Origin of the sequence: Variovorax sp. UC74_104, assembly GCF_044055375.1 — a bacterium.
Taxonomy (GTDB): Bacteria; Pseudomonadota; Gammaproteobacteria; order Burkholderiales; family Burkholderiaceae_C; genus Variovorax.
In genome coordinates this window covers 4,310,081-4,322,086 of sequence record NZ_CP171978.1, presented here as the reverse complement: position 1 = coordinate 4,322,086, position 12,006 = coordinate 4,310,081, and the positions used below count along the sequence as shown (strand labels likewise).

9 protein-coding genes and 1 tRNA gene are annotated in these 12,006 nt (G+C 67.5%); 4 read left to right on the top strand and 6 right to left on the bottom strand.

The features are described from left to right. Nucleotides 1-10: 10 nt before the first annotated feature. From ACHMXA_RS20295 to hpnC, 5 genes are read right to left on the bottom strand one after another with little or no spacing between them, the layout of a single operon-like run. Nucleotides 11-319 carry a hypothetical protein gene (locus tag ACHMXA_RS20295; RefSeq protein WP_176666636.1) on the bottom strand — a complete coding sequence of 103 codons (309 nt, stop codon included), beginning with the start codon at nucleotides 317-319 and terminating at the stop codon, nucleotides 11-13. Continuing rightward, nucleotides 316-1,578, bottom strand: coding sequence for a hydroxysqualene dehydroxylase HpnE (hpnE, locus tag ACHMXA_RS20290; protein ID WP_395316280.1), 1,263 nt, complete (start codon nucleotides 1,576-1,578; stop codon nucleotides 316-318). Before hpnE ends, ACHMXA_RS20295 begins: the two co-directional genes overlap by 4 nt. Continuing rightward, nucleotides 1,575-2,390, bottom strand: coding sequence for a hypothetical protein (locus ACHMXA_RS20285; RefSeq protein ID WP_176666634.1), 816 nt, complete (start codon nucleotides 2,388-2,390; stop codon nucleotides 1,575-1,577). Before ACHMXA_RS20285 ends, hpnE begins: the two co-directional genes overlap by 4 nt. Nucleotides 2,391-2,401: 11 nt before the next feature. Beyond that, a complete protein-coding gene (gene hpnD, locus ACHMXA_RS20280) occupies nucleotides 2,402-3,241 on the bottom strand; it encodes a presqualene diphosphate synthase HpnD (RefSeq protein ID WP_176666633.1) in 840 nt (279 codons plus the stop codon). After that, a complete protein-coding gene (gene hpnC / locus ACHMXA_RS20275) occupies nucleotides 3,238-4,152 on the bottom strand; it encodes a squalene synthase HpnC (protein WP_176666632.1) in 915 nt (304 codons plus the stop codon). Before hpnC ends, hpnD begins: the two co-directional genes overlap by 4 nt. 152 nt (nucleotides 4,153-4,304) lie before the next feature. On the opposite strand from hpnC, the gene ACHMXA_RS20270 reads away from it, so the two are divergent. From ACHMXA_RS20270 to ACHMXA_RS20255, 4 genes are all read left to right on the top strand, one after another. Next, the gene (locus tag ACHMXA_RS20270; protein ID WP_176666934.1) at nucleotides 4,305-6,149 is read left to right on the top strand and encodes a potassium transporter Kup; all 1,845 of its coding nucleotides are present in this window, start codon (nucleotides 4,305-4,307) and stop codon (nucleotides 6,147-6,149) included. A 119-nt stretch (nucleotides 6,150-6,268) separates the two neighbouring features. Then, nucleotides 6,269-7,465, top strand: a complete 1,197-nt coding sequence (locus tag ACHMXA_RS20265) for an efflux RND transporter periplasmic adaptor subunit (RefSeq protein WP_176666631.1) — start codon at nucleotides 6,269-6,271, stop codon at nucleotides 7,463-7,465. Beyond that, complete coding sequence (locus ACHMXA_RS20260) at nucleotides 7,462-10,620, top strand: efflux RND transporter permease subunit (RefSeq protein ID WP_176666630.1); 3,159 nt, start codon at nucleotides 7,462-7,464, stop codon at nucleotides 10,618-10,620. The genes ACHMXA_RS20265 and ACHMXA_RS20260 overlap by 4 nt, the downstream gene beginning before the upstream one ends. A gap of 104 nt (nucleotides 10,621-10,724) precedes the next feature. Beyond that, nucleotides 10,725-10,811: transfer RNA gene (locus ACHMXA_RS20255), tRNA-Leu, on the top strand. 86 nt (nucleotides 10,812-10,897) lie between these two features. Here ACHMXA_RS20255 and ACHMXA_RS20250 read toward each other — a convergent pair. Further along, nucleotides 10,898-11,914 carry a tetratricopeptide repeat protein gene (locus ACHMXA_RS20250; RefSeq protein WP_176666629.1) on the bottom strand — a complete coding sequence of 339 codons (1,017 nt, stop codon included), beginning with the start codon at nucleotides 11,912-11,914 and terminating at the stop codon, nucleotides 10,898-10,900. Nucleotides 11,915-12,006: the final 92 nt, after the last annotated feature.

Below are 12,006 nucleotides of genomic sequence, written 5' to 3'. Positions count from 1 at the left end.
CTCAGCTTCTTCAGTCGAGCGCGAACTGCTCGCGCAGCGCCGCGCAGAAGTCGGCCGTGCCGCTGAGCGAGAGGGTGCACGTGACGAAGCGTGCGTCTTCTTCCTGCGCCTGCTGCAGGTCGTAGTCCCAGACACCGCCTTCCTCGAGTGCGCCGCGCGCATCGGGGAACACGGCTTCGGCCCAGGCCAGCACCTGCGCGATCTCGGCCTGGACCTCGGGCGTCCTGTCGGGCGTGGTCGAAGCCATCGCGTCGAAGGTGCCATGGCCTTCGGTGTCTTCGCTGTAGTCGAAGTCGAGGTAGCGCAGTTCGGTCGTCATGGTGTCGTCAATGCTCTCGCGACGGCCAGTCCGCTGAGGACCGCGCCTTCGAGTGTGGCGGGGTAGGGGCCTTCGACATAGTCGCCGCAGGCCTGCAGGCCTGGTGCGATGGCCGAGGGCGGCCGCGCGAGGCCCGGTGTGCAGGCGAAGGTGGCGCGCTTCTCGACCACGGTCTGCACGAGCCGCAGGTTCGCTCGGCCCAGTTGCGCGGCGGCTTGGGCAATGACCTGTTCTTCCAGCACTTCGCGCGACGCCTCGTTCGCACTCACCACCATTGCGAGCACGCCTTGCAGGCCGCCGAGCTGGCTCCTGTCGAAGACGAACTGCGCCGGTGCCGTGGCCGGATCGCTGCGAAGCGCGAGCATCGGCTCGGCGAGCGTCGTCGCGCCGCGCACGTAGACGGTGGCGATGGCCTCGAAGCGCAGCGCCTCGGTGGTCTCGCACCAAGGGTCCGCGGGCAGGTTGGACGCGCGCACCAGCCGGGCGGCATCCCAGGGCGCGCAGGCCAGCACGAGCTGATCGAAAGCTTCGCCGTCGACCAGCCATCGCCCGACCTCGGATGAAATGGCGCGGACGCGGGTGCCGATGCGCACGGTTGCGCCGCGCTCTAACAGCCACTGGATGGCGGCATCCGGCAGCAGCGCGCCCAGATCGGCGCGCGGCAGCAGCAGGTCCGCACCGCCGCTGCCACTGAAAAGCGCATCCTTCAGCACGCGCAGGAAAACCTCGCCGCTCGACTGCGCCACGGGCGTGTTGAGCGCGGAAACGCACAGCGGCTCGATCAGTTCCCGCATCACGCGCGGAGTGAGTCCGGCACAGAGATCGGCAACCGTCGTGCCGCGCTCACAGCGAAAACCCGAGAGCCTCCAGCCCACGGCGGTGCGCAGCAGCGACGACTTGTCGCGCCACGTCCAGCCGCGCGCCGTGAAGATGCCCGCAAGCAGATCGAGCGGCGCCGGCAGCCGCGGCAGCTTCAGTCCGCCCCCGTCGGCGAAACGCAGCGACAGAGGCAGCCGCAGCAGCACGCCGTCGACATCCACGCCCACATCGCGCATCAGCTGCAGCGTGGCGGTGTACGCACCGATCAGGATGTGCTGGCCGTTGTCCAGCGCCAGCCCGTGCATGTTGTCGACCCGCCGCGCCCGCCCGCCCGGCGTGTGCGCCGCCTCGAACAGCGTGACGGCATGTCCGAGCCGCGTGGCCTCCACCGCGCAGGCGAGGCCGGCCCAGCCGGCGCCGATGACGGCGGTCGTTCTCATTGACAGTCGCGTGGAAGCAGCACGCGGTCGTAGTAGGGGGCCAGATCGTCGTCCGGCTTGGCGCATCTCACGAAGCACCTATACGTCAAAAGCTCGATGCGCTCGCTTCTTGTCAATCCATCCTCGCGCAGCGCCTGATTGCGATCGTTCAAGTCGTACTTGCCATCTGCGTTGAAGAGCAGCTTGTCACCCACGATGTAGTCACGCCTGAATTGCGTTCGCCATTGCGAATTGGAGCCCCAGCCGTCTGCCAGATCCTCACGGCGGCGGAACTTGCGTCGATGCGCCCAGTACAGCGTTGACGATGTTGCGATTTCAGGGTTCAGCGTGCCAGCCAGGCAGGACACGGCAACACCGGCGCGCGAGAACATCATGGGGCCAAGCATGAGTGCGGGCCAATCAATCCGTTCAAGATCGATGTAGTCGCTGCGAGGCCGGAGAGGAGCGGCTTCGACGATGTCGACGATCTCGTGGAAAAAAGGCGAGTAGGCGGGCTCGTCAACCACGCGAAAACCCAGGCCGGTCATGAACGCGAGGTACTCGAGCAAGGTCAGCGTCGGCCCTTCCCAACTGTCGTAGGTTCCCCGCTGAAAAGCCATCAACAAGATCTCGTTGATGCGAGACAGCGCGTAGAGGCGCCAGGAGTCTTCGATGGCGATCGGCTCCGGCGACGTCTGCTGTGCGAACGCCGTCAGCCAGCCGCGCTCCCTTTCCATCCAGGGGCAGAGCAGTTCGTGGAAAAGGTTGGCCTTCGGGTCGGAGTTCAGGATCGCCCTGAAGAGGCCCACATGCGAAAGTTCGGATGCATCCATCTGACCGGGCGCTAGATGCGCCCCAATGCCTGTACCTTCCACGCCAGCCAGAACTTGCGCACCGGAGTCAGGCTCACCCGCTGGTTCAGCACCTGGAAGTTGTCGCGCTCGATCTCGCGCAGCAGGGTGCGGTAGATGCTGGCCATCATCAGGCCGGGCTTCTGCGAGCGGCGGTCGGCCAGCGGGAGCAGGGCGAGCGCTTCGTCGTAGGCGGCGTGGGCGCGCGCGGCCTGGAACTTCATGAGTTCGACAAAACGGTCGGAGTGCACGCGGTTCAGGATCTCGTGCGCCTTCACGTCGAACTTCTGCAGTTCGTTGACCGGCAGGTAGATGCGCCCGCGCATGGCGTCCTCGCCCACGTCGCGCAGGATGTTGGTGAGCTGCAGCGCCAGGCCCAGCTTGTGGGCGTAGGCGGTGGTCTGGGCGTCGGTCTGGCCGAAGATGCGGGCGGCGACCTCGCCGACCACGCCGGCCACGAGGTGGCAGTAGCGCGAGAGGCCCTGGAAGTCGAGGTACCGCGTCTGGTCCAGGTCCATCTGGCAGCCGTCGATCACCTCGTTGAGCTGGCGCGCTTCGATGCCGTAGGCCGCGGCGTGGGGCATCAGCGCCTGCATCACCGGATGGCGCGGCGTGCCCGCGAACGACTGCGCCACCTCGGTGCGCCACCAGGCGAGCTTGGTGGCGGCCACGCCGGGGTCGCTGACCTCGTCGACCACGTCGTCGACTTCACGGCAGAAGGCATAGAAGGCCGTGATCGCTGCGCGGCGCGGCTTGGGAAGGAACAGGAAGGCGTAATAGAAACTGCTGCCCGAGGCGGCGGCCTTGTCTTGCACGTATTGCTCGGGGGTCATCGGGGAGGCGCTGCTTTCATGGGGCGTGATTGTCTCCGCATCCGCACGGCCTTCCAGAGCAGCACCGGGGCGTCGAGCTTGCCGATGGCGGGGCGCTGCGAGAAGGTGTCGAAGCCCAGGTCCTCGATCTTGTCGAGGATGCGCAGGCCGCCCTGCACGACCAGGCGTAGCTCCCAGCCGGCACGGCCCGGCAGGCGATGCACGAGGGGCGCGCCCTGGTGCATCAGCTCGCGCGCCCAGTAGACCATCACTGCTATCAGATTGATAGCTTCCTGAGGTGGCTCGGAGGCGGACAGCGGCGCGAAGACCTTGAAGTTCTCGGGCGTCAGGCCGCGCCGGTCGCAGTCGGTCAGCGGAAAGTAGAAGCGGCCGCGCGGCAGGTCGACGCTCGGGTCCTGCCAGAAGTTGATGAGCTGCAGCGCGCTGCAGATGGCGTCGCTCTGGGCCAGGGCCCCGGCGTCGTGCACACCGTAGAGGTGCAGCAGCAGGCGGCCGACGGGGTTGGCGGAGCGGCGGCAGTAGTCGAGCAGCTCGGCGCGGTCGGCGTAGGTGCCGCGGTCGCGGGTTTTCTCGATGTCCTGCACGAAGGCGCTCAGCAGGTCGGCGAGCAGGTCTTCGGGCAGTCCGTGCCGGGCGATGCTGTGGGCGAGCGGGCCGAAGACGTGGGGCCAGCGCGACTCGGGCCGCACTTCGCCGCGGGCGGCCGCGGCCAGCTCTTCACGGTAGGCGCGCAGGTCGGCCAGGCGCTCGGTGGGCGATGCGCTGCCTTCGTCGGCGATGTCGTCCGCCGTGCGTGCGAAGTGATAGATGGCCGCGATCGGCGGGCGCAGGTGCGGCGGGCATAGCCAGGAGGCCACGGGGAAGTTTTCGTAATGCGCAGGTGGCGCGGCGTGTTGGGGAGTGGCGGACACGCCACGATTGTCAGCGACGACGCAATGCCCCGGCACTATGCTCGCAGCGTCGCCACTACGAACTCCCCCGCTTCATGAAAGCATCCGCTCCGGCTTCCGGGTCCCAGGTTTCAGCGTACGGCGAGGCGGCGCATCCGACGGGCCCGGCGCTCATGGTCGCGGCGCTGGGCGTCGTGTTCGGCGATATCGGCACCTCGCCGCTCTACGCCTTCAAGGAAACGATGAACCCCGAGCACGGCGTGCCGTTCACGCCCGATTCGGTGCTGGGGCTGCTCTCGCTGATCTTCTGGGGACTGATGTTCGTGGTCACGCTGAAGTACGTGGTGTTCGTGCTGCGTGCCGACCACGACGGCGAGGGCGGCATCCTGGCGCTGCAGGCCTTGGCGCGAAGCGCCGTAGCGGGACCGAAGACGAAGCCCTGGGTGTGGAGCGCCATCGGCATGCTGGGCCTGGTGGGGGCGGCCATGTTCTATGGCGACAGCCTCATCACGCCGGCCATTTCGGTGCTGTCGGCGGTCGAGGGGCTGGAGGTGCAGGCGCCCGTGCTGCAGCGCGCGGTGATCCCGACCACGGTGGTGATCCTGGTCGCGCTCTTCATGGTGCAGAAGAAGGGCACCGGCACGGTGGGCAAGATATTCGGGCCGGTCATGCTGCTGTGGTTCATCGTGCTGGCGGTGGCCGGCGCGTGGCAGGTGCTGCAGCAGCCGCAGGTGCTGGCGGCACTCGATCCGCGCCGCGCCTTCGGCTTCCTGATCGAGCACCGGGCGCAGTCGCTGGCGGTGCTGGGCGCGGTGTTCCTGGCCTTCACGGGCGGCGAGGCGCTGTACGCCGACATGGGGCATTTCGGCGCCAGGCCGATCCGCCTTGCATGGATCTTCATCGCGTTGCCGGGGCTGGTGCTGAACTACTTCGGGCAGGGCGCGCTGGTGCTGGCGAACCCGGCCGCCATCGACAACCCGTTCTTCCGGCTCTTTCCTTCGTGGGGCGTGCTGCCGATGGTGGTGCTGGCGGCAATGGCGACGGTGATCGCCTCGCAGGCGGTGATTTCGGGCGCCTTCTCGCTCACGGCGCACGCCATGCGCATGGGCTACCTGCCGCGCATGCGGGTCATCCAGACATCCGGCACGGCCATCGGGCAGATCTACGTGCCGGCGGTCAACTGGCTGCTGATGGTGGGAGTGCTGCTGCTGGTGCTGGGCTTCAGGAGCTCGGGGGCGCTGTCGGCGGCGTACGGCATCGCGGTGTCGATCACGATGGTGACGACCACGCTGCTGGCCGGCATCGTGGCCTGGGGGCTGTGGCGCTGGAACAAGGTGGCGGTGGTGATCGGCGTGGCGGCTTTCGCGGTGGTCGACCTGACTTTCGTGATCGCCAACAGCCTGAAGGTGGCCGAGGGCGGCTGGCTCACGCTGGCCGTAGCGGCCGTGGTGATGGTGCTCTTCACCACCTGGTCGAAGGGGCGCCGGCTGGGGCTGGAGGCGGCTGCGGCGGAGAGCCTGCCGCTGCGGCCCTTTGTCGAGTCGCTGGCGCAGCACATGCCGCACCGCGTCAGCGGCACGGCCGTGTTCCTGAACCCCGACGCCACGGCGGTGCCGCATGCGCTGCTGCACAACCTCAAGCACAACCAGGTGCTGCACGAGCAGGTGATCGTGCTGCGCGTGCTGCCTTGCGACACGCCGCGCGTCGACGCGCGCATCCGCATCGAGGCCGAGCAGCTGATGGAGGGCATCTGGATGGTCACGGCGCGCCACGGCTTCATGGAGCGGCCGGACGTGCCGGAATTCATCCGCATCCTGGCCTACCAGAAGACGCTGGCGATCGACTCGATGAAGACGTCGTACTTCGTCTCCCGGGCCTCGGTGGGCGAGGAGAACCTGCCGGGCATGAACCCGATCCGGCGCGCGCTCTTCGGCTGGTTGCAGCGCAATGCGGGGCGGGCCTCGGACTATTTCGAGCTGCCCGACAACCGGCTCGTGGAGATGGGCCAGCGAACCTAGAAGATTCGGCGGCTGGCAGGCCCTAGTGACCGGCGGGTCATTGACACCGGTTCACGTTTACCCTAGATTACTAACCAGTGGGTCAGTAATGATCCGGTTCGTCCTTTCCAGGGTGTCTCATGACCGCTTCCGCCGTCTTCCCGTCCCGCCTCCGCAGCGCCGCCTGGCTGCTGCTTCCCGCCATTTTTCTGGCTGGCTGCTCACCCAAACCCGCGGCTGAAGACCCGGTCCGGGCGGTCAAGTTCGTGACCGTGGGGGCGAGCGAATTCGACGCCCAGCCCGAGTTCTCGGCCGAGGTGCGAGCCCGCGTCGAGTCGCGACTGGGCTTCCGCGTCGGCGGCAAGATCACCAAGCGCCAGGCCGAGCTCGGCCAGCACGTGCAGGCCGGCCAGGTGCTGGCCCAGCTCGATCCGCAGGACTATCGTCTCGCCGCCGAAGCGGCACGCGCCCAGCAGGCCGCCGCGCTGACCAATCGCGACCTGGCCGCCGCCGACCTCAAGCGCTACACCGAGCTGCGGGCCCAGAACTTCATCAGCGGCGCCGAACTCGAGCGACGCGAAACCACCTGGAAGGCCGCGCAGGCCCAGCTCGAGCAGGCGCAGGCGCAACTCGCCTCGCAGGGCAACCAGGCCAACTACACGACGCTGGTGGCCGACGTGGCCGGCATCGTCACCGCCATCGAGGCCGAGCCCGGCCAGGTGGTGCAGGCCGGCACGCCGGTCGTGCGCATCGCGCAGGACGGCGCGCGCGACGTGGTGTTCGCGGTGCCCGAAGACCGCGCCACGCTGATCAAGACCGGATCGCCCGTCACGGTGCGCGGCTGGTCCGGCGGCAACGAGCTGCAGGGCCAGGTGCGCGAGGTGGCGGCGAGCGCCGACGCGGTCACGCGCACCTACTCGGTCAAGGTTTCCATCGACGCGGCCACGGCGCCGCCTCTGGGCGCCACGGTCTACGCCCGTCCGCAGGCCCTGGCGCATTCCAGCGCTCCTGTGATGAAGCTTCCGACCAGCGCGCTGCGCCAGGAAGGCAAGGGCACTTCCGTGTGGGTGCTCGACAAGTCGACGATGACGGTGCGCTCGCAGCCCGTGCAGGTGGCCACTGCCGACGGCAACGAAGCCGTGATCGTGGGCGGCGTCTCGCCCGGCATGATGGTCGTGGCCGCTGGCGTGCACGTGCTGTCGCCGGGGCAGAAGGTCACCATCTACCAGTCCAAGGAGGCGGCCGCGGCCGCCGCCAATGTCGGCAAGGAGTCGGCGCAGCCCGTCACGGCCGTCGCGGCGACGAACAAGGAGATCGCAGCGGGTGCCGCCAAATGAGCGGCGGCGCAGCGAACCCCAACGACAAGCCCTCGGGCTTCAATCTCTCCAAATGGGCGCTGGACCACGCGCCCCTCACGCGCTACCTGATGGTGGTGCTGATGGTGCTGGGCGCGTTCGCGTACTTCCAGCTCGGGCAGGACGAAGACCCGCCCTTCACCTTCCGCGCGATGGTGGTGCGCACCTATTGGCCCGGCGCCACCGCGCAGCAGGTGGCCGAGCAGGTCACCGACAAGCTCGAACGCACGCTGCAGGAGGCGCCCTACGCCGACAAGATCCGCAGCTATTCGAAGCCCGGCGAGTCGCAGATCATCTTCAACATCAAGGACTCGTCGAAGTCCACCGAGGTGGCGAACGTCTGGTACACGGTGCGCAAGAAGATCGGCGACATGCGCGCCACCTTGCCCGCCGGCGTGCAGGGGCCGTTCTTCAATGACGACTTCGGCGACGTCTACGGCGTGATCTATGCGCTGGAGAGCGAAGGCTTCAGCTATGCCGAGCTCAAGACCCTGGCCGACGACGTGCGCCAGCAGCTGCTGCGCGTGAAGGACGTGGCCAAGGTCGACCAGTTCGGCGTGCAGGACGAGAAGGTCTACATCGAGATCTCGCAGAAGCGCCTGGCGCAGCTGGGGCTCGACTTCAACGCGGTGCTCTCGCAGCTCGGCTCGCAGAACGCGATCGAGAGCGCGGGCACGATCCAGTCGCCGCTGGACGTGGTGCAGGTGCGCGTCGCGGGCCAGTTCACCAGCGTCGACCAGCTACGCGAGATGCCCATTCGCGGCAGCTCGGGCAACCAGCTCAAGCTCGGCGACATCGCCGACATCCATCGCGGCTACGTCGATCCGCCCTCGGTCAAGATGCACCACCAGGGCAAGGAAGTGATCGGCCTGGGCGTGTCGATGGCCAAGGGCGGCGACATCATCGCGCTGGGCAAGGCGCTGAAGGCCACCACGGCGACCATCGAGCAGCGCCTGCCGGCCGGCGTGAAGCTGGCGCAGGTGCAGGACCAGCCGGTGGCGGTGGCGAGTTCGGTCAACGAATTCGTGGGCGTGCTGATCGAGGCCGTGGCCATCGTGCTGGCCGTGAGCATCATCTCGCTGGGCCTGCACAAGGGCGGGCGCTTCGGCTGGTACATCGACATGCGCCCGGGGCTGGTGGTGGCCATCACCATCCCGCTGGTGCTGGCCGTGACCTTCCTGGCCATGAATTACTTCGGCATCGGGCTGCACAAGATATCGCTGGGCTCGCTCATCATTGCGCTGGGCCTGCTGGTGGACGACGCCATCATCGCGGTCGAGATGATGGTGCGGAAGATGGAAGAGGGCTACGACAAGGTCCGCGCCGCCACCTTCGCCTACGACGTGACGGCCAAGCCGATGCTCACGGGCACGCTCATCACCGCTGCGGGCTTCCTGCCGATCGGCATCGCCAAGTCGGTGACTGGCGAGTACACCTTCGCGATCTTCGCGGTGACGGTGATCGCGCTGGTGCTGTCGTGGATCGTCTCGGTGTACTTCGTGCCCTACCTGGGCACGCTGCTGCTCAAGGTGAAGCCGCACGACCCCAACGCGCCGCCGCACGAACTCTTCGACACGCCGTTCTACAACGCCTTCCGCCGCTCGGTGAACTGGTGCGTGCAGCACCGCTGGATGACCATTGGCGCCACGGTGCTGATCTTCGCACTGGGCATCTTCGGCATGGGCAAGGTGCAGCAGCAGTTCTTCCCGGATTCGAGCCGGCCGGAGATCCTGGTCGACATCTGGTTCCCCGAAGGCACCTCGTTCGCCGCGAACGAGGAAGTGGCCAAGCGCGTCGAGAAGCGCCTCATGCAGGAGGCCGGCGTGAGCACCGTCAGCACCTGGATCGGCTCGGGCGTGCCGCGCTTCTACCTGCCGCTGGACCAGGTGTTCCCGCAGACCAACGTGTCGCAGCTGATCGTGCTGGCCAAGGACCTCAAGGTGCGCGAGACCCTGCGCATCAAGCTGCCGCAGGTGCTGGCGCAGGAATTCCCCGAGGTACGCGGCCGCGTGAAGCTGCTGCCCAACGGCCCGCCGGTGCCGTACCCGGTGCAGTTCCGCGTGATCGGGCCCGACCCGGCGCTGCTGCGCGGCCACGCCGACGAGGTGAAGGCGGTGCTGCGCGACAACGCCAACATGCGCGGCGTGAACGACAACTGGAACGAGTCGGTGAAGGTGATCCGCCTCGAGATCGACCAGGCCAAGGCGCGCGCGCTGGGCGTGACCAGCCAGGCCATCGCGCAGGCTTCCAAGACCATGTTCAGCGGCACGACCGTGGGCCAGTACCGCGAGAACGACCTGCTGATCGACATCGTGCTGCGCCAGGCGCCCGACGAGCGCCAGGCCATCTCGGACATCGGCAACGCCTACATCCCGACGACCTCGGGCCGCTCGATCCCGCTCACGCAGATCGCCAAGCCGGTGTTCACCTGGGAGCCGGGCGTGATGTGGCGCGAGAACCGCGACTACGCCATTACCGTGCAGGGCGACGTGATCGAGGGCCTGCAGGGCGCCACCGTGACCGCGCAGCTGCTGCCCAAGCTGCGCGAGCTCGAGGCCGGCTGGGTCGCGGCCGGGCAGGGCGCCTATCGCATCGAAGTGGCGGGCGCGGTGGAGGAAAGCAGCAAGGGTTCGGCCTCCATCGTGGCGGGCGTGCCGATCATGCTGTTCCTGGTGTTCACGCTGCTGATGCTGCAACTGCACAGCTTCAGCCGTTCGTTGCTGGTGTTCATCACCGGTCCGATGGGCATCGCCGGCGTGGCCGGCGCGCTGCTGGTGCTGAACCGGCCCTTCGGCTTCGTCGCGCTGCTGGGCGTGATCGCGCTGATGGGCATGATCCAGCGCAACGCGGTGATCCTGATCGACCAGATCGAACTCGACCGCGCGGCGGGCGTGCCGGCGTGGGATGCGATCGTCGAATCCGCGGTGCGCCGCCTGCGGCCGATCGTGCTGACGGCGGCCGCAGCGGTGCTGGCGATGATCCCGCTGTCGCGCAGCGTGTTCTGGGGGCCGATGGCCGTTGCCATCATGGGCGGGCTGATCGTGGCAACGGTGTTGACCCTGCTCGCGCTGCCCGCGATGTACGCCGCTGCATTCCGTGTGAAGCGCGAGCCGGAAACGCTGCCAATTAGCGTCTAAAATCGCTGGCTGACCGATTTCAAGCGGATGGTCTTTGGCCCACGGGAATCCGTGGTGCGAAAAGCCCGTCCGCTTTTGCATTCACCTGAAAAAAGATTGGCATCGCGCGGGTGGCGAAATTGGTAGACGCACCAGGTTTAGGTCCTGACGTTCGCAAGAACGTGCCGGTTCGAGTCCGGCCCCGCGCACCAGCCCTGCACGTAGCCCGTTCTATCGAGCAGACTGAAAGCCCCGTTCCGCAAGGAGCGGGGCTTTTTCTCTTTCCCTTTTCCCCGGCTTACCAGTCGCTACTGCTGCTGCTGCTGCTGCTGTCGCTGCTTCCGCTGTCGGAGCTGCTGCTACTGCTCGAGTCGTCCCACGAGCTCGTGTCGCTGATGCCGAAGTCGTTGTCGACGAAGCTGCGGTCGACCTGGCGCTCCGGCTCCGGGTCGGACGTGGGCCACAGGCTGCTGCCCATCCTGTCGTTGCCGCTGTCGTGGCCGCGGTGGGTGTTGAAGATGTTGACCGTACTGCCCCGGTGCTCGTCGGAGCGGTCGTTCATCATGTGGCGCAGCAACTCGCCCGCGACAACCGCGCCCACGCCCGCTGCCGCACCCGCGGCCAGCGCGCCGCCGATGCCGGGCCCCTGGCTGGGTGCGGGAGGTGCGGAGCCGTAGTCCCTGTAGTCGTCCGTCCTGCCGTAGCCCATCGACGAATCGCTCGTGGGCCTGGAGAACCTGGTTCCGCTCCCGGCGGGGACAGGCGCCTCGAAGGTGGTGGCGCGGCGGCGCTGCTGGAAGACCACATAGGCGACGACGAACAGCGCCACGATGCCGATCGGCCCCCAGGGGATCGGGCCGGACGATGAGCCCGTATCCGTCTTGCCGGACGCCAATGCTGCAGCCGGGCTGGGTACGGGCGGTGGCTCGGGTTTGGTCTCGACCGGTTTCTCCAGCTTGCGCTCGAGCTTGGCGACCGATTCGGCCTTCGCGAACTTGAGTCCCGGCGAGAGCTCCTTGGCCAGGGCCAGTTCGTCGCGGGCATCGTCGAGCTCGCCCTTCATCGCGAGAAGCTCGGCGTGCACATAGCGGGCCTTCGCGCTCTTCGGATGGTTCTTCAGCACCTTCGCGATCATCGCGTCGGCATCGGCCATCTTTCCGTTGCTCGCAGCTTCGTAGATCTGCTGGATGGTTGGCTCCTTCGCCGCCGCTGCAGCCGGCGTGGCGGTCTTGGCCAGCGCGGGCGCAAGCATGCCGAACGCGAGGGCCACGGTGAAGGCGAGGGAGGCGAGCAGTCGCTGGAAGAGCATGGGCATTCGTTTCTCGGGGAAATGTCGAATCGCAGCCACTGTAAAGGCGAATTCGGTGCCGGATCGGACATGTTGTGCGATCTCCATCGCCATCGGTC